General features: G+C 73.6%; 24 protein-coding genes. 10 read left to right on the plus strand and 14 right to left on the minus strand.

The genetic code is table 11. The features are described from left to right. Window positions 1-16 precede the first annotated feature (16 nt). On the minus strand, window positions 17-1,033 hold the full coding sequence (locus ACQEUU_RS13525) for a hydroxyacid dehydrogenase (RefSeq protein WP_433065083.1): 1,017 nt from the start codon (window positions 1,031-1,033) through the stop codon (window positions 17-19). A gap of 243 nt (window positions 1,034-1,276) precedes the next feature. On the opposite strand from ACQEUU_RS13525, the gene ACQEUU_RS13530 reads away from it, so the two are divergent. Beyond that, the gene (locus tag ACQEUU_RS13530; protein ID WP_433065085.1) at window positions 1,277-3,142 is read left to right on the plus strand and encodes a DUF2264 domain-containing protein; all 1,866 of its coding nucleotides are present in this window, start codon (window positions 1,277-1,279) and stop codon (window positions 3,140-3,142) included. A gap of 54 nt (window positions 3,143-3,196) precedes the next feature. Here the strand turns inward: ACQEUU_RS13530 and ACQEUU_RS13535 are convergent, their stop codons facing one another. Both ACQEUU_RS13535 and ACQEUU_RS13540 read right to left on the minus strand, forming a co-directional pair. Next, window positions 3,197-4,324, minus strand: coding sequence for a substrate-binding domain-containing protein (locus ACQEUU_RS13535; RefSeq protein WP_433065088.1), 1,128 nt, complete (start codon window positions 4,322-4,324; stop codon window positions 3,197-3,199). After that, on the minus strand, window positions 4,321-6,234 hold the full coding sequence (locus tag ACQEUU_RS13540) for a hypothetical protein (protein ID WP_433065090.1): 1,914 nt from the start codon (window positions 6,232-6,234) through the stop codon (window positions 4,321-4,323). The genes ACQEUU_RS13535 and ACQEUU_RS13540 overlap by 4 nt, the downstream gene beginning before the upstream one ends. A 213-nt stretch (window positions 6,235-6,447) precedes the next feature. Here ACQEUU_RS13540 and ACQEUU_RS13545 point away from each other — a divergent pair, with 213 nt between their 5' ends. From ACQEUU_RS13545 to ACQEUU_RS13560, 4 genes are all read left to right on the plus strand, one after another. Beyond that, window positions 6,448-8,067 carry a RecQ family ATP-dependent DNA helicase gene (locus tag ACQEUU_RS13545; protein ID WP_270154316.1) on the plus strand — a complete coding sequence of 540 codons (1,620 nt, stop codon included), beginning with the start codon at window positions 6,448-6,450 and terminating at the stop codon, window positions 8,065-8,067. 35 nt (window positions 8,068-8,102) lie between these two features. Further along, a complete protein-coding gene (locus tag ACQEUU_RS13550; protein ID WP_433065094.1) occupies window positions 8,103-8,936 on the plus strand; it encodes an NAD-dependent protein deacetylase in 834 nt (277 codons plus the stop codon). 59 nt (window positions 8,937-8,995) lie between these two features. After that, window positions 8,996-9,370: a YchJ family protein gene (locus ACQEUU_RS13555; protein ID WP_433065096.1), complete on the plus strand. Its 375-nt coding sequence runs from the start codon at window positions 8,996-8,998 to the stop codon at window positions 9,368-9,370. 100 nt (window positions 9,371-9,470) lie between these two features. Then, window positions 9,471-10,271 carry an alpha/beta fold hydrolase gene (locus ACQEUU_RS13560; RefSeq protein WP_433065099.1) on the plus strand — a complete coding sequence of 267 codons (801 nt, stop codon included), beginning with the start codon at window positions 9,471-9,473 and terminating at the stop codon, window positions 10,269-10,271. Between the two features lie 19 nt (window positions 10,272-10,290). Here ACQEUU_RS13560 and ACQEUU_RS13565 read toward each other — a convergent pair whose 3' ends face one another. Genes ACQEUU_RS13565 through ACQEUU_RS13585 form a run of 5 tightly spaced genes read right to left on the minus strand, consistent with a single transcriptional unit; the run spans window position 10,291 to window position 14,758 of the window. Further along, window positions 10,291-11,271 (minus strand): branched-chain amino acid ABC transporter permease, encoded by a 981-nt coding sequence (locus ACQEUU_RS13565; RefSeq protein WP_433065101.1) that lies wholly within the window; start codon window positions 11,269-11,271, stop codon window positions 10,291-10,293. Beyond that, window positions 11,271-12,131 carry a branched-chain amino acid ABC transporter permease gene (locus ACQEUU_RS13570; RefSeq protein ID WP_433065104.1) on the minus strand — a complete coding sequence of 287 codons (861 nt, stop codon included), beginning with the start codon at window positions 12,129-12,131 and terminating at the stop codon, window positions 11,271-11,273. The genes ACQEUU_RS13565 and ACQEUU_RS13570 overlap by 1 nt, the downstream gene beginning before the upstream one ends. Then, a complete protein-coding gene (locus ACQEUU_RS13575; RefSeq protein ID WP_433065107.1) occupies window positions 12,128-12,787 on the minus strand; it encodes an ABC transporter ATP-binding protein in 660 nt (219 codons plus the stop codon). Before ACQEUU_RS13575 ends, ACQEUU_RS13570 begins: the two co-directional genes overlap by 4 nt. Further along, a complete protein-coding gene (locus ACQEUU_RS13580; protein WP_433065110.1) occupies window positions 12,784-13,539 on the minus strand; it encodes an ABC transporter ATP-binding protein in 756 nt (251 codons plus the stop codon). The genes ACQEUU_RS13575 and ACQEUU_RS13580 overlap by 4 nt, the downstream gene beginning before the upstream one ends. A gap of 4 nt (window positions 13,540-13,543) precedes the next feature. Next, on the minus strand, window positions 13,544-14,758 hold the full coding sequence (locus ACQEUU_RS13585) for an ABC transporter substrate-binding protein (RefSeq protein WP_433065113.1): 1,215 nt from the start codon (window positions 14,756-14,758) through the stop codon (window positions 13,544-13,546). A gap of 86 nt (window positions 14,759-14,844) precedes the next feature. Between ACQEUU_RS13585 and ACQEUU_RS13590 the strand changes: the two genes are divergently transcribed. The 3 genes from ACQEUU_RS13590 to ACQEUU_RS13600 are packed head-to-tail and all read left to right on the plus strand — an operon-like array spanning window position 14,845 to window position 18,358. After that, window positions 14,845-15,672, plus strand: a complete 828-nt coding sequence (locus ACQEUU_RS13590; RefSeq protein ID WP_433065115.1) for a PaaX family transcriptional regulator — start codon at window positions 14,845-14,847, stop codon at window positions 15,670-15,672. Between the two features lie 51 nt (window positions 15,673-15,723). Next, complete coding sequence (locus tag ACQEUU_RS13595) at window positions 15,724-17,211, plus strand: acyl-CoA synthetase (RefSeq protein WP_433065117.1); 1,488 nt, start codon at window positions 15,724-15,726, stop codon at window positions 17,209-17,211. Between the two features lie 46 nt (window positions 17,212-17,257). After that, window positions 17,258-18,358 carry a 5-methyltetrahydropteroyltriglutamate--homocysteine S-methyltransferase gene (locus tag ACQEUU_RS13600; protein WP_433065120.1) on the plus strand — a complete coding sequence of 367 codons (1,101 nt, stop codon included), beginning with the start codon at window positions 17,258-17,260 and terminating at the stop codon, window positions 18,356-18,358. A 34-nt stretch (window positions 18,359-18,392) separates the two neighbouring features. Here ACQEUU_RS13600 and ACQEUU_RS13605 read toward each other — a convergent pair whose 3' ends face one another. From ACQEUU_RS13605 to ACQEUU_RS13630, 6 genes are all read right to left on the minus strand, one after another. Next, window positions 18,393-18,821 carry a hypothetical protein gene (locus tag ACQEUU_RS13605; RefSeq protein ID WP_433065123.1) on the minus strand — a complete coding sequence of 143 codons (429 nt, stop codon included), beginning with the start codon at window positions 18,819-18,821 and terminating at the stop codon, window positions 18,393-18,395. A gap of 700 nt (window positions 18,822-19,521) precedes the next feature. Continuing rightward, window positions 19,522-19,980, minus strand: a complete 459-nt coding sequence (locus ACQEUU_RS13610; RefSeq protein ID WP_433065125.1) for a hypothetical protein — start codon at window positions 19,978-19,980, stop codon at window positions 19,522-19,524. A 141-nt stretch (window positions 19,981-20,121) separates the two neighbouring features. After that, on the minus strand, window positions 20,122-21,222 hold the full coding sequence (locus ACQEUU_RS13615) for a cellulose binding domain-containing protein (RefSeq protein WP_433065128.1): 1,101 nt from the start codon (window positions 21,220-21,222) through the stop codon (window positions 20,122-20,124). Between the two features lie 269 nt (window positions 21,223-21,491). Further along, a complete protein-coding gene (locus tag ACQEUU_RS13620) occupies window positions 21,492-22,148 on the minus strand; it encodes a DUF3618 domain-containing protein (RefSeq protein WP_433065131.1) in 657 nt (218 codons plus the stop codon). Beyond that, entirely contained in the window at window positions 22,124-22,519 is a 396-nt protein-coding gene (locus ACQEUU_RS13625) for a phage holin family protein (protein ID WP_433065134.1), read from the minus strand. The genes ACQEUU_RS13620 and ACQEUU_RS13625 overlap by 25 nt, the downstream gene beginning before the upstream one ends. Further along, entirely contained in the window at window positions 22,516-23,310 is a 795-nt protein-coding gene (locus tag ACQEUU_RS13630) for a hypothetical protein (protein ID WP_433065137.1), read from the minus strand. Before ACQEUU_RS13630 ends, ACQEUU_RS13625 begins: the two co-directional genes overlap by 4 nt. Window positions 23,311-23,547: 237 nt before the next feature. Between ACQEUU_RS13630 and ACQEUU_RS13635 the strand changes: the two genes are divergently transcribed. Together ACQEUU_RS13635 and ACQEUU_RS13640 are read left to right on the plus strand one after the other, a co-directional pair. Further along, window positions 23,548-24,009 carry a TspO/MBR family protein gene (locus ACQEUU_RS13635; protein ID WP_433065140.1) on the plus strand — a complete coding sequence of 154 codons (462 nt, stop codon included), beginning with the start codon at window positions 23,548-23,550 and terminating at the stop codon, window positions 24,007-24,009. Window positions 24,010-24,115: 106 nt separating this feature from the next. After that, window positions 24,116-24,355 (plus strand): hypothetical protein, encoded by a 240-nt coding sequence (locus ACQEUU_RS13640; protein ID WP_433065143.1) that lies wholly within the window; start codon window positions 24,116-24,118, stop codon window positions 24,353-24,355. The last annotated feature ends 127 nt before the right edge of the window (window positions 24,356-24,482 follow it).

Genomic DNA, 24,482 nt, shown 5'->3' on the forward strand with positions numbered 1-24,482 from the left:
CTTCCATGAAGCGGGCTCAGGCGCTCACGGCGATCTCGTCCGCGGTCACCGGCGCGCGGGGCGGCAGGCCGGACACGTAGCGTTCGAGCTCGTCGAGGGCGCTGTCACTCATCCGCCGGGTCTCCGATCCCAGAGACCCGGCGATGTGGGGGGTGATCATGACGTTGGGCAGGTCGTACAGCGGCGAGTCAGCGGGCAGCGGCTCCGGATCGGTGACGTCGAGGATCGCGTCGAGCCGCCCCGGCACGCACTCCCTTTCCAGGGCGGCGGTGTCGAGGACGGACCCGCGCGCGGTGTTGATGACGGTCGCACCGTCCCTGAGCAGGGCGAGCTCCGCCGCCCCGATGAGGTGACGGGTGGCTGGCAGCGCCGGCACGTGCAGGGTGAGCACGTCGCAGCGCGCCAGCAGATCGGGCAGCCCGACCAGCCTGCCGCCCGCCGCGCGCACCCCGGCCGGGTCGGCGTACGGGTCCGCCACCAGGATGTCGACCTCCAGGGCGCGCAGCCGTTCGGTGACCCGGCGGCCCACCCGTGAGAAGCCGACGACGCCGATGGTGCGTCCGCGGTTGGACAGCTCGCCGCGCCCCGCCGCGTAGGACCAGTCGTCGCGATGTTTGCGCGCGTCCTGGGCCAGGAAGGGGGCCTTCTTGCCGGCGAAGATGATCGCGGCGAGAGTGTACTCGGCGACCGGTATCGCGTTCTCGTCGGCGGCGTTGGTCACGAGGATCCCGCGCCGCCAGACCTCGTCGGTGACGAAGGGGCGCACCGTGCCCGCGCAGTGGAAGACGGCCCGGAGCTCCGGGGCGCCGTCCAGCAGGTCCTTCGTCAGCGGCGGGCAGCCCCACGAGGTCACGAGCACCTCGACCTCACGCAGCCGGCGACGGACGAGCGGGTCGTCGAGGTTCATGGCCGAGATAGGATCGGCGAGTTCGACGAGATCGTGCAACCGGCGTAGCTGCGGCTCCTGAAACTGCACCCCGATGTGTGCGGGATCCATGACCAGCAGGGCCTGTGGCCGTCGACGGTCTCTCACGCGGGTCCTTTCGGCGCAGCAAGCGCTTGCCAGTGCCGCTGATCATGTCCATTCATGTCAATCACGTCAAGACCTCGTAACAGGGCTATGCGATCGTTATTGATCGGGATGGTCAGCCGTAACGGCGTATTTCGGTCCGATTGCTGATCGAAGTGAGCGCTTTTGATCAGAGCGTGCTTGACGTGTTCGCTCGGTGCTGCCAGCATCCTGAACCCACGCAGGAGATCGCTGACTGGAGGCCCGATGCGCTGGCTGCGGGAGCTGGACGACCGGACACTGTCGCCCCACACCGGCTGGACCCGCGATCACTGGGCGGCGCTGGCCGACCATCTCCTGCTGACGGCACGGCGGCACGCCTCCCCCTCCCACGCGCGGATCTCCTTCCCCGGCGAGCCGGGCGGCTACGGGCCGGACGTGGACGCGCTGGAGGGCTTCGCCCGCACCTTCCTGGCCGCCGGGTTCCGGGTGGCGGGGGAGTCCGGCCGCGACCCGCACGGCCATCTCGAGTGGTACGCGCGCGGCCTGGCCGCCGGCACCGACCCGCGCTCCCCCGAGCGGTGGGTGCGGCTGGACGAGCACGACCAGGCCAAGGTCGAGGCCGCCTCCATCGCCCTGGTGCTCCACCTGACCCGGCCGTGGCTGTGGGACCGGCTCGACGACGGCGTGCGCGAGCGGGTGATCGACTATCTCGCCCCGGCGATCGGGGCCGCCTACCCGCCGATCAACTGGGTCTGGTTCCAGCTCGTGGTCGAGCAGTTCCTCGCCTCCGTCGGCGGGCCCTACTCGCGCGCCGACCTCGAGGCCGGGCTCGCCCTCACCGACGGGTTCGTCCGAGAGGAGGGCTGGTACGCCGACGGCGACCGGCGCGCCTACGACCACTACGTCGGCTGGGCGCTGCACTTCTACCCGCTGCTGTGGACCGAGATGGCCGCCGGCGACCCGGCCGCCGACGCCCGCCGCCCCGCCTACCTGTCCAGGCTGGAGCGCTTCCTGCACGACGCCGTGCACCTCGTCGGGGCCGGCGGGTCCCCGCTGATCCAGGGGCGCAGCCTCACCTACCGGTTCGCCGCCGCCGCCCCGTTCTGGGCCGGCGCGCGGGCCGGCCTCACCACCCCCGCGCCCGGCCTGTTGCGCCGCGCCGCCTCCGGGATCGCCCGCCACTTCGCCGAGCGCGGCGCCCCCGGCGACGACGGCCTGCTCACGCTCGGCTGGCACGCCCCCTGGCGGCCGATCGCCCAGTCCTACTCCGGCACCGGCTCGCCGTACTGGGCGGCCAAGGGCCTGTACGGTCTCGCGCTGCCCGCCGACCACCCGGTGTGGACCGCCGTCGAGGAGCCGCTGCCGGTGGAGGAGGGCGACTTCCAGCGCGTGATCCGGTCACCGGGCTGGCTGGTCTCCGGCACCCGCGCCGACGGCCTCGTCCGGGTCGTCAACCACGGTACCGACCACGCGCTGCCCGGCGACCACCGCACCGACTCCCCGCTCTACGCCCGCCTCGGCTACTCCACCGCCACCTCACCCGTCCTGGCCGGGCCGCACGCCGCCGACCCCCTGGACCAGTCGGTGACCCTGCTGGACCCGTCCGGCCGGCCCAGCCACCGCACCGGCTTCGACACCCTCCTGGCCGACCGCCTCCCCACCGGCACCGTCGTCGGCGCCTCGCGCTGGCAGGCCCACTGGGTGGACCCCGACCCCGGCGCGCCCGACCACGGCTACGGCCGCGCCGGCGCCGTCACCACGGGCCCCGGGCTCACGGTCGTGTCCGCCCTGCGCGGCCCCTGGGAGGTGCGCCTGGTCCGGGTGTCCGCCCCGTGCCCGTTCCCGCTGCGCGTCGGCGGCTGGCCCGCCCCCGCCCCGCTGCCCTCCCGGGTCGTCCCCGGCCCCGGCCTCGACCTGGCGGACGTGACCTCCGCCCCGGACGCCACCCCGCTGTCGTCCGAGACGCTCATCCCCTGGTGCGGCACCAGGGCAGCCGCCGAGCCTGACCGCTGGTACTCCGCCCTCCTCCACCTGGGCGCGGCCACCCCGCCGCCCGACCTCGCCCTGGGCTCCACGACCGCCCGCGTCACCTGGCCCGACGGCGCCGTCGACACCCTCCGCCTTCCCTGAGGGTCGCCTTCCCTGAGGGCCGTCTTCCCTGAGGGTCGCCTTCCCTGAGGATCGTCAGGCCGAGGACGAGCGGACGATCAACCGGGGCTCGACGACCACGCGGTGCGCCGGGCGATGCGGGTCCTGGTCCGCCAGACGGGCCGACAGCAGCGCGAACGCCGCCCGCCCGATCGCCGCCTTCGGCGGCCGGACCGCCGACAGGGGCGGGTCGCACAACTCGGCGACCTCGTCGTCGTACGTGACGACGCCCAGGTCGCCCGGCACCCGGATGCCGCGCTCCTGGCAGCGCTCGACCAGGCTGATCGCCTCCGGGTCGGAGTGCACCAGCAGCGCGCTGGTGCCCGTCGCCAGGCAGGCGTCGAGGATGCCGTCCAGGGCCGCCGCCCAGCCGGGGTCACGCCGGTCCACGGTGGTCACGTCCGGGACGCCGTCGAGGTCCAGTCCGAGCTCCTGGCACGCCTGCCGCCACCCGTGCCGCACGTGCGGCGCCGTCGGGCTCCGCACGGTGGTGATGACGCCGACCCGGCGGTGCCCCAGCGCGGCCAGGTGCCGCACCGCCATGGCGGCCCCGAGCACATGGTCGCTGACGACGGACTCCATGGCCTCCCGGTAGGGCCCGACGGTGGCGGCGCGTTCGACGAGCACCACCGGGACGGGCGACTGCCCCAGCCACCGCACCAGCTCCTCGCCGTCGTCGCCGGTGGTGGTGGGCGCGACCAGCAGCCCGTCCACGCCCACGAACTCCACCAGCCACGACAGCTGCCGCCGCTCGTCGGCCGCCTGGTAGGAGGCGCCGCGCAGCACGAGCCTGGCCCCGGCCGCGGCGGCGGCCTCGCGCACGCCGCGGATCACGTCGGGCCAGTAGTAGTCGAGCGAGGGCACGACCATCCCGACCGTGAGCCGGCGCGTGTCGCCGCCGTTCTCCTCGGGGGCGGGCTGCGGCGGCGCCGGCCTGTCGGGCTCGCCGACCAGCGCGCCGCCGTGCAGCACGGCCCCGCCGCGCACCCTCCGGATCACCCCCTGCGAGGCCAGCAGCGCGATGTCACGGCGGATGGTGATGGCCGAGACGTCCAGCTCCTCGGCCAGGTCGGTGACGCGCACGACGCCGCGCTGCCGCAGCAGCTCGACCACCTGGGCGCGGCGCTCGTCGGGCAGCGGCGCCGGCGACTCGGGCCCGGTCATCCGCGCACCCCCACCCGCACCAGCACGGACCCGGCGGCGGTGCCGGGCACCGCCAGCTCCAGCCGGGTCAGCCGCTCGCCCCACACCGCGGCGAGCATCGGATCGTCCAGCTCGCGCACCGTCAGCGAACCCGCCGCCAGCCCGGGGTCCCAGGTCAGCACGGCGGCCCGCCCGCCTCCGGGCGGCCGCACCTCCACCTCGCCGGGACGGTCCCGCCGCACCTCGCCGGCCAGCAGGTAGCGCAGCACGCTGGGCTCGCCCGCGCCGGTGAAGCGCCAGGCGTCCTCGATCGTCACCTCGCCGGACGACCGGTCGAGCCGGGCCGTCCGCCACCACCGTTCCAGGCCGTCCACGGGGTAGGCGGGCGCGAGGTCGAGCCGTACCAGGAAGCCGTCCGGCCCGTCGGCCGCCTCGACGTCGCGGGCGTGGAAGGACGCGCCGGCCCGCTGCGGCGTGCCGCGGATCTCGGGCACGTTGTGCCAGTCGCCGCGCATCGTCCAGATCGCGTACCGGTCGGGCCCGAAGGTCCCGGCCGTGTACGTGGGCCGCCCCGCGTCGACCACGGCCGGCACCCCGTCCACGGCCACCACGACCGAGCCGACGTCGTTGTGGTTGTGGTTCTCCCCGTTGTGCCCGCCCTTCACCACGAGCGCCGGTCCGCGGGCGGTGCCCGCCGCCGTGCGGGCGACCCCCACCTGGACGCCGGGCAGCCACGCGGAGGCGACCAGCGGCGGGTCGGCGGCCTCGGCCGCCGGCCAGTCCGGGTCGGCCAGCTCGCTCATGGCCCGCCCCAGCTCGGCGTCGGGAGAGACGGCGGCGGAGCGCCGCGAGGCCGCGTGACGGACCCCGAGCGGATCGCCGGCCCGCCGCGCCCACCGGTGCGCCACGTGCCAGGGCCGCTCACCGGGCGGCCGCGCGCGGCTGTCGGCGACGTTCACGTACCACTCGCCGCCCAGATGCATCAGGTACGGGAAGCGCGCGGTCGCGCGGGCCACCGGCACGGCGGAGGCGTCCAGCGCCCCGGCGGTGGCGTGCTCCAGCACGTCGAGCGCCTCCAGCGCGCGGCAGGCGCCCTGCCACCAGTATTCGTAGCCCTCGTCCACCGACCCGTCGGCGGGCAGCGCCCCGAGGTAGCGGTCGACGCCCTCGACGGCCAGCGCGACCTGCAGCGCCCGCTCCTCGCCCGGCTCCGCCAGGCGCAGCGCGGCGACGAGCACGTTGCCGCAGATCCACGGGCACCAGTTGTGCACGTGGCCGTCGAGCCCGAGCCAGTGCCAGTCGCGCCGCCGGGTGAACGGCTCCAGCACCCGCGTCCGCACCTCGGCGCGCACCCGCTCCCGCAGCCCGGGGAAGCGCCGGTCGAGCGGCTCGCCGAGCGCCTGGTCGGCCCAGGCGAGCTGGGCGGCCACGTCTCCGGCGCCGAGGTCGAGGCAGGGGGCGGCCGGGTCGGGCAGCACGGCGCCGCGCGGCCGGCAGGACTCCTCGTGGGCGGGCCAGCACCACGAGGTCTGCTCGCACAGCAGCGCGATGCCGTCGGCGGCCTCGGCCAGCCACCCGTCGTCGCCGGTGGACGCCGCCATGAGCACGGCCCGGGTGAGCCGCTGCTGGCGGCCGAACACGGCGTCCTCGTAGGCGGTGCGGTCGCCGTCCTGGAAGTAGCGCGCGTACTGGGAGGCGAGCGGCTGCGGCCAGGGCGTGCCGCGCTCGGCCTCGGCCCGCTCGCGCATCAGCGTCAGCGCCCTGCGGGCCGGTTCGCCGCGCAGGTCGGGCGCGGGCAGCGCGCGGCCGGGGTCCAGCAGGACGCCGGCCAGCGCGTCCGGGGAGGCGGCCGGGCCCCAGAGGCCGAGCAGGGGGCCGGGCCGCCCGCTCGCCGTGGCCTTGACGGCGGAGCCGGTGGCCGTAGTCGTCATGTTCCTCCTCCGAGCCCCCACAGCGTATCGATCGAACCTGATCGAAGATGATTCCTCGCGAACCTCCATGGTGCAAGTGATCGAACTTCGCCCGTCCGGCGACCTGCCGTTCCGGGCGCCGACCGGCGGGGGAGCCGCCGTGCCGGCCTGCCAGGAGTGAAGGCCGGGTCCATGGGCAAAGGGAGGCACCCTTTGCGAAGACGGGAGATTCGGATGGCGACGAGCGCCGGACGGCGTGCGGAACGGGTGGCCAGGGAGACGCTCGGGCTGGAGGAGCTGCGGCCCGGCCAGCTCGAGGCCATGACGGCGCTCGCGGAAGGCCGGGACACGCTGGTGGTCATGCCGACGGGAGGCGGCAAGTCGGCCGTCTACCAGGTGCCCGCGCTGCTGCTGGACGGGCCGACGCTGGTGGTGTCGCCGCTGATCGCCCTCCAGCGCGACCAGGTCGCCGGGCTGCGCCGGCGCGACGAGCGGGCGGTCAGGCTGGACGCCGCCACCTCGAAGAAGGAGCGGGACTCCTCCTTCCAGTCGCTGCGCGCGGGCGAGACGGAGTTCCTGTTCTGCGCGCCCGAGCAGCTCACCAAGCCCGACGTGGTGCGCGAGCTGGCCGCCGCGAAGCCGTCCCTGCTGGTGGTGGACGAGGCGCACTGCGTGTCCGCCTGGGGCCACGACTTCCGGCCCGACTACCTGCGGCTCGGCGCGGTCGCCGAGGCCCTCGGCCGGCCGGTCGTCGCCGCGCTGACCGCGACGGCCGCGCCCCCGGTACGGACCGAGATCATCGAACGGCTGCGCATGCGCGACCCGGTGGAGATCGTGTGCGGGTTCGACCGGCCCAACATCCACCTGCGGGTACGGAGGACGTCCGGCGACGGCGAGGACGTGGTCGAAGCCGTCGAGGAGCTGGCCAAGCCCGGTCTCGTCTACACCGCCACCCGCAAGCAGACCGGTGAGCTGGCCGGCCGCCTGCGCGAACGCGGGGTGCGGGCGGCCGCCTACCACGCCGGGATGCGGCGGGCCGACCGCGACGCCGTCCAGGAGTCGTTCATGACCGGCGAGCTCGACGTGGTGGTGGCCACCAACGCGTTCGGGATGGGCATCGACAAGCCGGACGTGCGGTTCGTCGTGCACGCCCAGGTGCCCGGCTCGCTCGACGCGTACTACCAGGAGATCGGCAGGGCGGGCCGGGACGGCGAGCCCGCCGCGGCCGTGCTGTTCTACCGGCCGGAGGACCTGGGGATGCGGCGGTTCTTCACCGGCGGGCTGCCGGACGAGGACGCGCTGGCCGTGATCGCCCGCGCCATCCGCGAGGCGGGCGGGCGCACCGACCGCAAGCACCTGCGCGAGCTGCTCGGGCTCAGCGTCCGCGGCGTCACGTCGCTGCTCAACCTGCTGGAGAAGGCGGGCGCGGTCCGGCTCGGCACCCGCTCGGTCAGCGCCACCGAGGACGCGCCCCCGCCCGAGGAGGCGGCGCGGGCCGCCCGGGAGGTCGCCGAGCGGCACCGGGAGGTGGAGCGCACCCGGCTGGAGATGACGCGCCGCTACGCCGAGATCCGCGACTGCCGGCGCGTCTTCCTGCTCGGCTACTTCGGCGAACGGCTGCCCGGCCCGTGCGGCGCCTGCGACACCTGCACGGCCGGCACCGTCTCGGAGCCGGAGCCGGTGAGCGGCGGCCCGTTCCCCGTGCACGCCCGCGTCGAACACGTCGAGTGGGGGCCCGGCGAGGTCATCCGCCGCGACGAGGACCGGCTGACCGTGCTGTTCCACGAGAACGGCTACCGCGAGCTGCTCCTGGAGGCCGTCGTGCGGGAAGGGCTGCTGCGCGAGGCCGGGTGACCCGGGCACCCCTCCCGGTCGTGCACCATGGAAGCGTGACCGTCGCAGCAGACACCGCGCTCGACCGGCTGGCCGGCCTGATCGAGGCCGGCGGGGTGCTGGTGCTCAGCGGGGCGGGGCTGTCCACCGAGTCGGGCATCCCCGACTACCGCGGCCCGACCGGCCGGTCCCGCAACGCCGAGCCGATGACCTACCAGCGGTTCGTCGGCAGCGAGCAGGCCCGCCGGCGCTACTGGGCGCGCAGCCATGTCGGCTGGCGGCAGATCGGCGAGGCCCGCCCCAACACCGGGCACCTGGCGGTGGCCGCGCTGGAGACGCGCGGCCTCCTGGCCGGCATCGTCACCCAGAACGTCGACGGCCTCCACCAGGCGGCCGGGGCGCGGCAGGTGATCGAGCTGCACGGCGGCCTCGACCGGGTGGTCTGCCTGACCTGCCGCGAACGCACCCCACGGGCCGACCTCGACCTGCGGCTGCGCGCGGCCAACCCCGGCTGGGCGGCCGAGGCCGGACAGATCAACCCCGACGGCGACGCGGTGCTCACCGACGCGCAGGTCGAGGGGTTCCGGCTGGTCGGCTGCCGCTCGTGCGACGGGGTGCTCAAGCCCGACGTGGTCTTCTTCGGCGAGAACGTGCCGCGCCCGCGGGTCGAGCAGTGCTTCGCGCTCGTCGGGTCGGCGCGGGCGCTGCTCGTCCTGGGCTCGTCGCTGGCCATCCGCTCCGGCCTGCGCTTCGTGGACCGGGCCGCCGCGCTCGGCCTGCCCATCGCGATCGTCAACCAGGGGGCCACGGGCGGCGACCACCACGCCACCCTCACCGTCGACGCCCCGCTCGGCGCCACCCTCACCACCCTCGCCGCCGCCCTCCCGTAGGACGGGTGTCGCAGGACGGCTGACGCGGGACCGGTGCGAGAGGGCGGCACAATAGGTGCATGCCCGCCACCTGCCACTGCGGCCTGCCCGCCGCCTACGCCGACTGCTGCGGCCGGCTGCACCGCGGCGAGAGCGCCGCCACGACGGCCGAGCAGCTCATGCGCTCGCGCTACTCCGCGTTCGGCGTCGGCGACGCCGCCTACCTGATGCGCACCTGGCACCCGTCGACCCGCCCGCCCGGCCTGGACCTCGAAAGGAAGACCCGCTGGGTGCGGCTGGAGATCCTGGAGACCAGCGGCGGCAGCGTCGTCCACACCGAGGGCACGGTCCGCTTCCGCGCCCACTACGTGCACCGCGGCAAGCCGGGCACGCTGGAGGAGCACAGCCGGTTCGTCCGCCACGAGGGCCGCTGGCTCTACACCGGTGCGCTCTAGAGGGAGCCGGGGGCGGAAGCCGTCGCCGAGCCTGCTCTGGACTTCTCCTTTTTCAGGAGTAACGTCTTCTCAAACAGGAGTTCGACTGCGAGGAGACGCCATGGCGCGGGTGAGGTCACGGGACGGCACGACGATCGTCTATGAGCGGACCGGCAGCGGTCCGGTCGTCGTCCTGGTGGGCGGCGGGCTCGACGACGGGACGGAGAACGGGCCGCTGGCCCAGGAACTGGCCGGAGACTTCACCGCCGTCAACTACGCTCGCCGCGGCCGCGCCGGGAGCGGCGACGTGCGGCCGTACGCGCTGGAGCGTGAGATCGAGGATCTCGCGGCGCTGATCGACGAGGTCGGCGGGCCGGCGCACCTGTTCGGCGCCTCCTCCGGCGGGGCGCTCGCCCTGGAAGCGGCGGCGGCCGGGCTGCCCATCGGCAGGCTCGCGGTGTTCGAGGTGCCCTACGCGATCGGCGACACCGCGGTCCAGGCCTGGCAGGACTACGTCAGGCAGCTGCGCGCCGTGCTGGCCGACGGGCGACGCGGCGAGGCGGTGAAGCTGTTCATGCGGCTGGCGGGCGTCTCAGAGGAGGACATCGCCGGAGCGGAGAGCTCGCCGATGTGGTCCCCGCTGCTGGAGCTCGCTCACACGCTGGCCTACGACGCCGCATGCCTGGGTGACGGGCCTCCGCCCGCCGCCCGGCTCGCGACGATCACCCAGCCGACGCTGGCGGCCACGGGATCGGGCGTCGACCCGCACATGGCGGGGCTGCGGAGCGACTTCTTCGGCCAGGCCGCCGACGCGATCGCCGCGTGCGTCGCCCGCGCTGAGCGCCGCGTCGTCGACGTGCGCGAGCACACCGTCAACGCCAAGGCCCTCGCTCCCGTGCTCACCGACTTCTTCCGGTCCTAGCGGAGCGGACGGGCGACGGTCAGGCGGCCCGCCCCGTCTTCGGCGGCCGGTCCCGCCGGGTGAGCGCCGGCACCAGTCCTTGCGGCAGGAACAGCACGACCACGATCAGCACCAGCGCGTACACCGCGTACGACAGCACGCTCGGCGCGTAGCTCGGCATCCCCGGCAGCGCGGCGAGCCGGTCGAGCCCCTGGACGAGCAGGGTGATCGCGCCGGCTCCCGCCACCGCGCCCCACACCGTGCCGAGCCCGCCCACCACGGCCATGACGATGTACTGGATGGAGATCAGCACCGGGAACGACCCCGGCGCGACGTACCCGGTGTAGAAGCAGTAGATGCCGCCCGCCAGCCCCGCGAACGCGGCCGACAGCGCGAACACGACCAGCTTGTAGCGGCCCACCGGGATGCCCGAGGAGGCGGCGGCCGTCTCGCTCGTGGCCAGGGCGCGCAGCGCCCGGCCGGGCCGTGAGGTGATGACGTGGTGCGTGACCAGCATGACCAGCGCCAGCGCCCCCCAGGTGAGCCAGGCGTACGCGGCCGCGCCGTCCATCTCCCAGGACCCGACGCCGAACTGCGGGATGCCCTGCAGCCCGATGTCGCCGCCGGTGAACTCCAGCTGCCCGGCCAGCGACAGCAGGATGAGCTGGACCGCGAGCGTCGCGAACGCCAGGTGGTGGCCGCGCAGCCGCAGCAGCGGCATCCCGATCACCGCCGCGAACAGGGCGGCCACCAGCGGCGCGGCCACGAGCCCGAGCAGCGGGGGGAATCCGTTCAGCGTGAGCAGCGCCGCCGTGTACGCGCCGACGCCGTAGAAGGCGCCCTGCCCGAGCGAGACCTGCCCGGCGAACCCCATCAGCAGCGACACCCCGACCGTCACGATCGCGGCCAGCCCCAGCAGGACGTAGACGGCCAGCGCGCTGTCGTCGAGCACCAGCGGCAGCGCCAGCGCGACGGCCAGGACCGCGGCCCCGGCGGCGGTCCGTACAGCGGCGACCTTCATCACACCGCCTCCTCGTGGATGGCCGACCGGCGGCTCGCCTGCACGATCATCACCACCAGCATCAGCCCGAGCGCCACCTCCAGCTGGTGCGAGCCGTACCCGTACCCGGCGGCCATGGTCTCGGCCACCCCCAGCAGCAGCGCCCCGCCGAGCGCGACGACCGGGCGGGTGAGCGCGCCGAACACGGCGGCGGCGAAGGCGTTCACGATCAAGGTCACGTCCGTGTCGAAGGAGATCGGCCGCAGCGGCGTGATCAGCACCCCGGCGAGCCCGCCGAGCAGCCCGCCGAGCGCGAACGCCAGCAGGCCCATCCGCCGGGGGTCGATGCCGACCACGCGGGCCGCGTACGGGTTGGACGCGCACGCCGTCAGCGCCTTGCCCAGGTAGGTGCGCCCGAAGAAGAGCGCGAGCAGGACGAACGTGACGGCGGTGACGGCGATGACCAGCAGGTGCTGGGTCTGGATGCGGGCGCCGGCGATCGTCACCGACCCGGCCAGGCCGGGGGCCGAGCGCGGCTGGTCGCCCCAGAGCACGATCTCGACCGCGTACGCGAGCACCCCGATGCCGAGCGTGACGATCAGCGACGACAGCGGCGTGGTGCCGGGCCTGCCGATCGCGGCCAGCCCGGTCAGCAGCCCGGCCAGGCCGGCCAGCAGGACCGCCGCCGCCTCGCTCACCCCGTGCGGCATCCCGAGCCCGAGCAGCGAGGACGTGCACAGCCCCGCGACGACGGCGAACGTGCCCTGCGCGAAGTTGACCACCCCGGTCACCCGGTGGATGGCGACCAGCCCGCTGGCGATGAGCGCGATCGCGCAGCCCACGGCCAGCCCGTTGAGCAGGTACGTCAGGAAGGCGCTCATGTGATCGCCCCGCCCAGGTAGGCGCTGGCCACGCGCGGGTCGTCGGCCAGCTCCGCGCACGGGCCTTCGGCCCGCACCTGACCGGATTCGAGCACGTACGCGCGCGAGCACAGCTCGAACGCCAGCCGCGCGTTCTGCTCGATCAGCAGCACCGCCAGCCCTTGCTCCCGGTTCAGCCGGGTCAGGTGGGCGGCCAGGTCGGCGGTGATGTTCGGGGCGAGGCCGAGCGACAGCTCGTCCACCACGAGCACCTGCGGGCGGGACATCAGCGCCCGGCCGACGGCCACCATCTGCTGCTCGCCGCCGGACAGCACACCGGCCCGCCGCCCGGCCAGCTCGGCCAGGCGCGGCAGCAGCTCGTAGACGGGGGCGGGGTCACGCTGCCCGGAACGCCAGCCGCCCAGCGCCAGGTTGTCGGCGACCGACATGTCAGGGAAGAGCTGGCGGCCCTCGGGGACCAGGGCCAGCCTGCCGCCGATCCGGACCGTGCCCGACGCCGGAGCGAGCAGCCCGGCCAGCGTGTTGGCCAGCGTCGACTTGCCGGCCCCGTTCGGCCCGAGCAGCGCCACCATCTCGCCCTTGTCCACCGCGAGCGTGACGCGGTCGAGCGCGGTGGCCGTGCCGTACGAGACGACCAGGTCCGCTACGTCGATCATGACGCCGGCCCGAGGTAGGCGGCGAGCACCAGCGGGTCCTCCCGGATCTCGGCCGGCGGGCCCTCGGCGATGACCCGACCCAGGTCGAGGACCACGACGCGGTCGGCGAGCCGGGTCACGAAGCCCACGTCGTGCTCGATCAGCAGGATCGTCAGCCCGTCCGCGCGCAGCTCCTCCACCAGCGCGGCCAGCCGCTCCCGCTCGTGCCCGCGCAGCCCGGAGGCCGGTTCGTCGAGCAGCAGCAGCCGGGGCCGCGCGCACAGGGCGCGGGCCAGTTGCAGCGCCCGCTGCTGGCCGATCGGCAGCCGGTCGGCGGCACGGCCGGACCACTCGGCCAGCCCCACCCGCGCCAGCGCGGCGTCCGCCTCGCGGCCGATCTCCCGCTCCTCGCGGCGGTGCCGGGGCAGCCGCAGCGCCGCCGACACGAACCCCGACCGGGTACGGCCGTGCATGCCGACCATGACGTTCTCCCGGACCGTCATGCCGCGGAACACCCGCGCCCCCTGGAAGACGATCGACATGCCGAGCCGGGCCCGCCGGTGCGGGGCCAGCCGGTCCACCCGCTGCCCCAGGAAGGCGATCTCCCCGTGGTCGGCGGCCAGGTGGCCGGTGACGAGGTTGAACAGCGTGGACTTGCCCGCCCCGTTCGGCCCGATGACGGCGCACACCTCGCCCTCGCCGACGTCGATCGAGACGTCGCGCACCGCGTAGACGCCGCCGAAGGAGCGCGACACCCCGGTGACAGCCAGCACCCGCTCACCCCAGCCCGGCGACGGTCTTGGCCAGCTGTTCCCGCGCCCACTCGGTCGGCACGAACGCGCCGTCCTTGACCGTGTTGACCGAGATGTACTCGGGCGAGAGTCCGGAGTGGTCGGTGGGGGAGTAGCGGAAGCGGCCGTTCGGGGTGATCAGGTCCATCGTCTCCAGCGCCTGCTGGACCTTCTCCTTGTCGGTGCTGCCCGCCTTCCTGATCGCCTCGAACAGCAGCAGGCTCGCGCTGTAGCCGTCCTGGGCGAACTGCGGCGGCGGGTAGCCGTGCTTCTCCTGGTAGGGCTTGGCCATCTGCTCGATGACCTGCTTCTGCTTGCCGTCGGGCAGGTGCTCGCCCACCACGCCGATCGCGCTCTGCACGGTCATGCCCTCGGCGGCTTCGCCCATCGGCTCCAGCCACAGCTTGCTGGCCTGCGACGCGGTCAGGAACAGCGGCGTCTTCAGCCCGGAGGCCGCGTACTGCTTGGCCGCGGTCACGCCCGGCGCGCCCGAGCCCCAGAACACCAGCGCCTCCGCCTCCGAGTCGCGCACGTGCTGGAACAGCGGGCTGAAGTCGGAGGTGCCGGTCTCGTACGCCTCGTCCACCGCGATCGTGACGCCGTACTTCGGCGCCAGCTCCACCATCGACTCGTGCCCGGAGACCGAGTAGGCGCTCTTGGAGTCCCAGGCCACCGCGATCGTCTTGATGCCCTGCGCCTGGATGTACTGCAGGTAGCGCTCGGCGTACATGCTGGACAGCGCGGGCGTGACGAAGATGTACGACTTGATCGGCTCGACCTGCTCCACGGCGGGGGCCAGCGACAGGTAGGGCATCTTCTCGCGCTGCGCGAGGGGCTCGATGGCCAGCGCCGAGTTGGAGAACACCGGGCCGATCAGCGCGTCGATCTGGCCCTTGATCTGGTTGTAGGCCACGATGCCCTGGTCGGGGGCCGTCTTGTCGTCGCGTACGACCAGCTCCACCTGGCGTCCGAGCAGCCCGCCCTGGGCGTTGACCTGCTCGACGGCCAGCTCGACCGCCTTCTTGTCCTCGCTGCCCAGGGGCGTGTAGTTGCCGGTGAGCGAGACGATGAGCCCGACCCGGATGGGGTCCTGCCCGCCGGATCCGTCAGCACCGCCGTCAGCACCGCCGTCACCTCCGCCGCCGCCGCAGGCGGCCAGGGCCACCGCGAGACTTGCCAGGAACGGGAGCAGCTTGCGCATCGGGGCCTCCTGGGGAAGTGGCCCCGAATGTAGGCAGGTACATTACGGCTGTCAATAGAATGCCTAACATTGCGGCGGAGCGGGCTGTGGCGGAACGGGACGGCGGCGTGCGGCCGCAATCGGTGATCCTGACCTTCCTCGGCGATCACGTGTACGGCCGGTCCGCCTGCGTGTTCTCCGGCAGCTTCATCGACGCGTTCGCCCGGGTCGGCATCTCCGAGGAGGCGACCCGCTCGGCCCTCACCCGGATGGTCCGTCGCGGGCTGCTGCGCCGCCAGCGCGCGGGGCGGCGCATGTACTTCGGCCTCACCGCCACCAGCGCGGAGGTGCTCAAGGACGGCGCGCGGCGGATCTGGCACACCGGCGTGGTCAACGACGCCGACCACGACCGGTGGACCCTGGTCGGCTTCTCGCTGCCGGAGTCGTGGCAGCGGCAGCGCCACGAGCTGCGCTCGCGGCTCGTCTGGGCCGGCTTCGGGCCGCTGCAGAACGGACTGTGGATCGCTCCGGGGGAGGTGGACGCCACCGGCCTGATCGAGGATCTGGGCTGCGGGGTGAAGGTGTTCTCCGCCGAGCCGCGGCAGCCCACCGACATGCAGGCGCTGGTCGCCGACGCCTACGACCTGGCGGGGCTGGGCCGGCGCTACGAGGCGTTCCTGCGCCGCTGGGACCGGCAGGACCCGGTGCCGGCCGCGCCGGACGACCTGGCCCGCTCGCTGCTGCTGCTCACCGAGTGGCTGCAGATCATCAGGACCGACCCCCGCCTGCCGCTGCGTCACCTGCCGCGCGACTGGCCGGCCGAGAAGGCCCAGAGGGTCTGCCACCGGCTGCACAAGCGGTTCAGGCCGGAGGCGGACGCCATCGTCGAAGGGCTCCTCGACACCGTTCCCGATCTATGTTGGGCACAACCGTGACAGCCGTCGCATAGTGGCCTAACTTGAGGGCGGAGAACCTCAAGGAGGCCGATGCGGAATCAGGGGCTGGGCTCGTGGCCGGCACGCAGGACCCGGATGACGCCCGAACGGGTGGCTCTCACGTACGGGGAGGACCACCGCACCTACCGCGAGCTGTCCACGCGCGTGGACCGGCTCGCGTCGGCGCTGCGCGGGCTCGGCGCGCGGGCCGGCGACCGGATCGCCTACCTGGGCCCCAACCACCCGGCGCTGGTCGAGACCTTCTTCGCCGCCGGGGCGCTGGGCGCGGTGTTCGTGCCGCTCAACACCCGCCTGGCCGCCCCCGAACTGGACCACATCCTGCGGGACGCGGGCGCGGAGATCCTGCTGCTCGGCGCCGGGCACGACGGGGCCGGCCTGCCGGGGCGGCACGTCCGGGCAGACGCGTACGAGGACCTGGTCGCCTCCGGCGACCCCGCGCCGCTCGACGAGCCCGTGGCCCTGGACGACCACTGTCTGATCATGTACACCTCGGGCACCACCGGGCGGCCCAAGGGCGCCGTGCTCACGCACGCCAACCTCGTCTGGAACACCTTCAACCTGCTCGTGGACGTGCCCTTGAGGCACGACGAGGTGACGCTGATCAGCGCCCCGCTGTTCCACATCGCCGCGCTCGCCCAGACCCTCGTCCCCACGGTGCTCAAGGGCGGCCGGGCCGTCCTGGAGCCGTCCTTCGACGTGGACCGCACCTTCGACCTGGTCGAGACCGAGCGGGTCACGGTCATGTTCGGCGTGCCCGCCATGTTCCTCTTCCTCGCCCAGTCACCCCGCTGGCCCGGCGCCGACCTGACGAGCCTGCGCCACCTGTTATGCGGCGGCGCCCCGGTGCCCGAGCCGCTCATCCGCCTCTACCAGGACCGCGGCCTGACGTTCCTGCAGGGCTACGGCATGACCGAGACCGCGCCCGGCGCGCTGTTCCTGGCCGCCGAGCAGTCGATCGCCAAGGCCGGATCGGCCGGCGTCCCGTGCTTCTTCTCCGACGTCAAGCTGGTCGCCGCCGACGGCTCGCCCGCCCCTCCCGGCCGGCCGGGCGAGGTGTACGTGCAGGGCCCGAACGTCACGCCCGGCTACTGGAGGCGTCCCGAGGAGACCGCCGAGGTCCTCTCCGCCGACGGCTGGTTCCGCTCCGGCGACGTGGGCATCGCCGACGAGGACGGGTACGTACGCATCTCCGACCGGATCGGCGACATGTACATCTCCGGCGGCGAGAACGTCTACCCGGCCGAGGTCGAGAGCGCGCTCTACAGCCATCCGGCGGTGGCGGAGGTCGCCGTGATCGGCGTGCCCGACCACAAGTGGGGCGAGGTCGGCAAGGCCCTGGTCGTGCTCCGCCCCGGCGTCGCGGCCGAACCCGCCGAACTGATCGCCCACCTGTACGGCAGGCTGGCCCGCTACAAGATCCCGAAACACGTGGAGTTCGTGCCCGAGCTGCCGAGGAACGCGGCCGGCAAGCTGCTCAAGGCCCGGATCCGCGACCGCCACGGCCAGGGCGGCCATTGATCGGCCCGCCCCCGCCGCGCCCACCCGCGACCCGAGGGGATGACCCATGCGCACCTCACCGCCGTTCCGCGCCGACCACGTCGGCAGCCTGCTGCGGCCCCAACGGCTCCTCCAGGCCAGGCAGACCCTGTCCGGGGAGGAGCTGCGCGAGGCCGAGGACCAGGCCGTCCGCGAGGTGGTGCGCAGACAGGAGGCGATCGGCCTGCAGTCGGCCACCGACGGCGAGTTCCGGCGCGCCTCCTGGCACATGGACTTCATCTACCGGCTCGGCGGCATCGGCCAGGCCACCGACGAGCACATCACCGTCCGCTTCCACAACGAGCGGGGCGACATCGAGTTCACCCCGGCCGCGCTGCGGGTGCACGACAGGATCCGGCTCACCGACCCCATCTTCGCCGACGACTTCACGTTCCTGCGCGACACCGTCACCACGGCGGTGCCCAAGCTCACCATCCCGTCGCCCAGCATGGTCCACTACCGAGGCGGCCCCGCCGCCATCGACCAGGACGTCTACCCGGACGTGGAGGAGTTCTGGTCCGACCTCAGCGCCGCCTACGCCCAGCAGGTGCGCCGCATCGGCGAGCTCGGCTGCACCTACCTGCAGTTCGACGACACCAGCCTGGCCTACCTGAACGACCCCGCCCAGCGCGCCGAGCTGGCCGAACGCGGCGACGACGCCGACCACATGCACCTGCGCTACATCAAGCAGATCAACGCCGCGATCGACGGCAAGCCCGACGGCATGACCATCACCACCCACATGTGCCGCGGCAACTTCCGCTCCTCGTGGGCCGCCGCCGGCGGCTACGACTTCGTCGCCGAGGCGCTCTTCTCCGAACTGGCCGTCGACGGGTTCTTCCTGGAGTTCGACGACGAGCGCTCGGGCGGGTTCGAGCCGCTGCGGTTCGTGCCGCCCGGCAAGATGGTGGTGCTCGGGCTGGTCACCACCAAGCGCGGCGAACTGGAGTCGAAGGACACGCTCAAGCGCCGCATCGACGAGGCCGCCAAGTTCGTCGACCTCGACCAGATCTGCCTCTCGCCGCAGTGCGGCTTCTCCTCGACGGTGGAGGGCAACGTGCTCACCGCCGACCAGCAGTTCGCCAAGCTGGCGCTGATCGTGGAGACCGCCCGGGAGGTGTGGGGCTGACGGTCAGGGGATGAGGTCGCCGATGCGGGCTCGGTCAGGCGGTCGAGCAGCGGCCCCAGCCGCGACGGCACGCCGGCGTCAGGTAGACGGCGATCCGGTAGGCGACCGCGACGGCCGGCGTGGCCACCGGGATCACGAGCGCGTCGGCGACCGGGCCGGCCGGGCCGACGCGGGGATAGGAGGCCGGCGACCCGTGCCGCACCCGGTCGGCCGTCAGCAGGGTGAACGGAAGCAGGAAGGTCAGCCGGCTGAGCAGGGCGATCGGCGCCCACCAGAGACCCACGGCGAAGACCGCGGTGATCAGCGCGTCGCGGACCACGAGCATGGTCCGCGCGCGGCGGCAGCGGTGGACGATCGGGACGAGTTCGCACCCGCCGTACGAGGGCGCCACCGCGCGGTAGCGGTCCCTGAACCAGTCGTCGAGATAGGCGCCGGCGCACAGATATCGTGTCACGTTGCTCATGTGAGGTTTATTCATTTCCGCCGGGGTGGAGGCGGTGTGCGTTGTTTCCGTGTCCATGCGCACCCTTCGTCATAGCGAGCGTACGACCGGAGAAGTGGCTGGGGGCGCGCCGTTATCGAATATCTCCATGAACGGAGAAGCGATTCGAGGGATTCTATTTCTGTATATTTCGCAACCGGGGCGTCCGACGACCCGGCGTCCGGCGTGTCCCTCGACCCCGAAGCCGCACGTCAGGCGTCGGCCATGGACGGCCTCCTGCCGGCGAGCCACCGCTCGTGGGGCGACATTCAGGGGGCCGTCGACGGCGCCCGCGGGTGCGGGAGCGGCGGGGTGCGCGCGCTGAAGGAGATCACCGAGGCCCGCGCCGCCCAGTTGGCCGCCGCCAGGGAACTGAGCGTGGACGCACTGCCCGGCGGCGACCCGGCTATGAACGCGGCATGGACCGGTCGGTCGACGCCCAGACGGCCAAGCGCCGCTTCGCCGAGCTGTGGCGGCCGGTGGCGGACACCTTCCATCTCCCGTACTGGGAAGCTGACGGCATCTGACCAGGGAGAAGGCGGGCGGCGGTCATCGCCCCGGCGACGACCGGGTCCGGTTCCGGCGCGTACACCCTGATCGAACGGCGGAGAGCGCCCTTCCCTGGCCGGGCCCCGCCGGGGCCCGGCCGATCCGCTCCCTGAACAGTCCGGGGGCGCGCTCGTCAGGGGTGGGCGCGGCATCCCGGGCGGCCGAACACGACCACCACCAGGGAGTCGTTCCTCCGGGGGCACGGAGCCGCCGAGCCGGACGTGTGGGGGTCGGCCAGGCGCGGGCAACCCGGAGAGCCGGGCTGCGGCTCGCACGAAGGACGGACGGGCAGCCCGAGTGCGGCGGCCAGGGCGTGGGCGCCGGTCGTGGTGAGGCTGATCGGAGGTCCTGCCATGGCCTCCGGCCGCCCGCCGGGGACGTCCTTCCCGGCGCGGCCCGGCGGCGGCTCGCCCCGGGCCCTGAACAGACCGAGGGCGGTCAGGATCAGGGCGAAACCGCCGATGATGCCGGCGGCCTCGTCGGCGGCGCTCGTGCCGCCGACGACGATGGTGACGCCCAGATACACCAGCCCGACCGAGGCCAGAACGGTGGTGAAAAGCTTTCTCGCTCTGTTCTTGCGATTCTTCGACATGGAACTGCGTCTCGGCTTTCCGTAAGCGGTGGTTTTCACGTGATCTGACGCAGGTCAGCCGGGGTTCGCCGAGGAGGAGCCGTCACGATTCCGCAACGTTGAAAGTTGTACGAAGCAAGCCGGGCAACATTGAGGTAAATGTCAGAGAATTGAGCATGAAAGGGTAGGTGCGGTATTCGTACCATTCCATGACGCGAGAAAGCCGAAACTCGTGGACGCTCCCGGAGTCAGCAGGGCGTTCCACCCGAGATGCGTCACGGTCACGTGGGCGCCGTCGGCGGTCAGGGTGCCGTTCCAGAGCTGACTGACGCGCTGCCCGTCGGCGAACGTCCACGACACCCGCCACCCGCTCGTCGCGGTGGTGCCCGTGTTGGTCACCGTCACCTCGCCCTGGAACCCGTCCTGCCACTGACCGGCGTTGCGGTAGGCGGCCGTGCACCCGCCCGCCGGAGTCACCGTGGGCGTCACGGTGGGCGTCACGGTGGGCGTCACGGTGGGCGTCACGGTGGGGGTGACGGTGGGGGTGACGGTCGGGTGCGGGCCGGAAAGGGCGTCGACCAGCGCCGGGTACCACCGGTCGGCGATCTTCCGGTCACCGGACGCGTTCGGGTGCACCCCGTCGTAGGTGTCCGCGGCGGTGCTGAACCCCGTCCACTGGTCGACCACCACCACCGGCGACCGCGCGGTGGAGATGCCCGCGGCCCAGGCCGGGATGGCGTCGTTCAAGGCCACCACCCGCTGGGCGCACGCGCCGCAGGTGGCCGGGGTCATCGGGATGATCTGCGCGACCAGGACGCGCATCGCCGGGTTGCTCGCCCGCATCTGGCCCACCAGCGTGGTGTACGCGTCCAGGATGGCGGCGGGCGGGACGTCGCTCCACACGTCGTTGGTGCCGAAGTGCATCAGCACGACGTCCGGCCGGGTGGCCGCCAGCCAGCCGGGGAGCTGGTTCTGGCGGGCCACGGTGGTGACGAGCGCGCCGCCGTGCCCCTCGTTGTCCCCGTCGTACGCGACCGAGCAGCCCTGGGGCGGGAGGGTGCCGACGAAGTCCACGCCGGTGTGGCCGGCGTCCAGCAGCCGGTTCCAGAGCAGGGCCCGCCAGCAGCCGGGGGAGCCGGTGATGGAGTCGCCGAGCGGCATGACTCGGGTGGAGGCGGCGCCCGCGGCGGTGCCGTTCGCGGCGACCAGCGTCCCCGCCACGAGAGCCAGCACCGCCATCAGGATGACCCGTACCCTCGCCATCGCCCGCTCCCGTCGTCGTCTCCGCAGATCGTAGGAACGGGCCGGGAACCCGCAAAGACGGCCGCCTCCCCGAAAGACCGTGACCTGCGCGGACGGCAGGAAAAGCGATGCAACTTTCAGCCCCGCGCCCACCGGGATCCGTTCCGGCGGCGGGATGGGAAGGGAGGCTCGTGGATGTCCGGTCGGGAAGGCTTCGCCGGGATCTGTTCCCGTTCCCGGGGGACGGGTGTGAGAGCGGAGGGCTCCCGACAGGGAGCCCTCCGCTGGGGTCAGTGACGGTCGCTCACGTGCCGGACCTGGTCGCCGGCGTGATCCGTGGTCGTCCTGGCCGCGTCCGAGGCCGACTCGCGCACCTGCCGGGCCGCCTGCCCGGCGGCGTCCTTGACGTCCTGGCCGAGGCTCGCGGCCGACTCGCGCACGCTCTCCTTGACCGGCTCCACCAGGTCTCCGGCCTGCTCCTTGAGCTGCTCGCCGGCTCGCTGCTCCGCCTCGGTGCGGGGGATGAGCGCGGCCGCCAGCAGCCCGACGCCGAACGCGATCAGACCGGCGGCCAGCGGGTTGCCCTGCGTGCCGCGCATCGCCTGCTCGGGAGCCGCCCGCACGGCGCCCGCCGCGTGCTCGGCGCCCTGGCGTACCGCGACCGCGGCCTGCTCCGCGCCCTCCCTGACGGCCTCGCCCGCCTGGTGCGCGCCGTGCGAGACGGTGCCCGCCGTCTGCGCCGCGCCGTGGCGGATCTGGTCGGTGGTGCGGGACGAGGTTCCCATGATGCGCTCCCATGTCGTACGGGCTGCGTCGCGCGCGCGGTCGGTCCGGCGTCGCACGATCCGCTTCGGGCTGGTACGGTCCGCCAGCCGGTCGACGTCGGCGGCGAGCTCGGCCCGGGTGACGGCGATCTGGCTTCTCACTTCCTCAGGTCGCGTGCCCATGCCGCGTCCTCCTTGAGGGTTTCGATGGTCTGCTCCGGCTTCGGGTTCACCCGGCGCAGGCGGGCACGTCCGGACACGAACAGCGCCGCTCCGGCCGCCGCCCAGATCGCCGCGACGATCAGCGCCGCCCAGCCCAGGTCCATGACGTTGCCCAGGCCGAACATCACGGCCAGCGTCAGCAGCAGGGCCACCATGTAGCCGGCGAACCCGGCGCCGCCGAGCATCCCCGCCGCCTTGCCGGCCTTGACCGCCTCCTGGCGGATCTCAGCCTTGGCCAGCTCCACTTCCTGGCGGAACAGTTTGGAGACGTCCTCGCCTATTTCGGCGACGAGCTGGCCGAGCGACTGCTGTTCCTGGTCGGGGGTGGTCATGGCAGGTCACCGGCCCGGCCGGGCGGTGGCGGGGTCGCGGAGCCGGGAGGGGTCACCGGCCGGGTCGGATCCCCGCTGCCCTCCGGGTCAGGCCCGCCGTACGACCCGGTTCCGGGAGCGCCCGGCTCGGTGTAGGGCACGGATCCCGCGGAGCCCGGCGCGGTGTACGGCGCTGAGCCGGGCTCGGCGTAGGTCGTCGGACCCGGCTCGGTATAGGTCGTGGAGCCGGGCTCGGCGTACGGGGTGGGACCCGCGGGGTACGTGCCGCCGGTGAACGCGTTCGGCGCCGGGTCAGGAGAGCGCCGCTCGTCGTGCTGCGGGCCGCTGGTGGCCTTGGCGATCCGGCCCACCAGGAACCCGGCGGCCAGCGCCCCGGCCAGGAACACCGCCGGCTTGCGACGGGCGAAGTCCTGCACCTCGCTCACCACTCCGGCGAGGCCGTTCTGCTCCAGGTAGTCGGCCGCTCGCCGTCCACCGTCGGCGACCTGCCGCACCACCCCGGCCACCTGCGAGTCCGGCTTGGCGCCGTCGTTCATCGCGGCCAGCTCGTCCGCCCACTGGCGGATGCCCTGCGCGGCCCGCTCGCTCTGGTGCCTGGCCTGCGCCCTGGCCTGTTCACGGATCTGCTCGACGGCCTGGCGGGTCTGCTCGCGGGCCTCTCCAGCGACAACCCCCGTCTGCTCCCGTGCCGTCGCGGCCACCTCGCGGGCCGCCTCCTTGCCTTGCTGGAACGTTCCCTCCTGCTGTCCGCGGGGCGGTTGGGGGGAGGTTCCGGCTGGATACTCGGTCATCGATGCCCTCCAAAGGGCTTGTGTCGTCCAGAGCGCCTGCCGCTACCCTGCGTCCCGAGCTCTATTCAAAGCCGTGCAAACTACGCCAAAAGACAACGGGCTTTCGCCGGAGCGCGTCGCGCGCCGGGTGATCGGCGGTCGCGTCGCGCTCCTGGTCCGGCCCTCGCGGACGGGACCGCCCCCGTTGGCGTGTCACGCCGGGGGTGAGCGGCCGCGCGGAGAGGGCAGGGCAGAGGCATGAAGAAGACCCTGCTGGCCACGACGCTCGGGACCGCCGCGGCGGCCGCTCTGGGCGCCGCCGCCACCCGATCCGGGATGCCCTGGTTCCAGAAGCTCGACAAGCCCCCGTGGCAGCCGCCGCCGGTCGCCTTCCCTCTGGTGTGGAACCCGCTGTACGCGCTCATCGCCTACGGCAGCGCCCGCGCGCTGGACCGGGCGGGTGACGGGCGCGGCGGGCTCGGCCGCACGCTGGCGGCCAACCTGACGCTGAACGCCGCCTGGCCGGCGCTCTTCTTCGGCCGCCGCTCGCCGCGGCTGGCGCTCGCCGAGATCGTCGCGCTCAACGCCGCCAACCTGCTGCTCGTGCGCAAGGCCCTGCGCGCCGACCGCACCGCGGGGCTGCTCCTGGTCCCGTACGCGTCGTGGACGGCCTTCGCCACGGTGCTGAACGCGGAGATCGTCCGCAGGAACCCCGAGTAAAGGTCAACGGGTCCAACCATTACGTAGTCGATCCCTCGCGCAGGGTAGTGATCGGATCGGATGATCAGATCACCGTTCGCAGGGGGGATCCATGCACAAGCGCGCCATGATCGCAGTCATCACCGCCGCCGCCGGAGTGCTGCTGGCAGGCGGCCCGGCGACCGCCGAGGACGAGCGCTGCGTCAAGCGCCACGTCGGCCCTGGCTGGTCGCCGAACTGGCCGATGCTCGACGAGCTGGGCATCAGGAGACTCGTCGAGCGGTCCTCCGGCACCGCCTCGGTGTGCGTCGGCGGCCGGTCCGCCACCCCGGAGCGGCGACCCAGCACCACGGCCGTCGAGCCGTAACCCGCCCGCCGGAGCCCGGCCGCCATGACGGGACGGCCGGGACGGCTCCTGACACCCGCCGGCCAGGACGTCAGAGCGGCAAGTCACGTGCCGGGTGCGCGGTGCCGCGCCCGCCGAGGCCCTACGC

This window comes from Nonomuraea sp. CA-218870 (assembly GCF_050936535.1).
Lineage (GTDB): Bacteria > Actinomycetota > Actinomycetes > Streptosporangiales > Streptosporangiaceae > Nonomuraea > Nonomuraea corallina.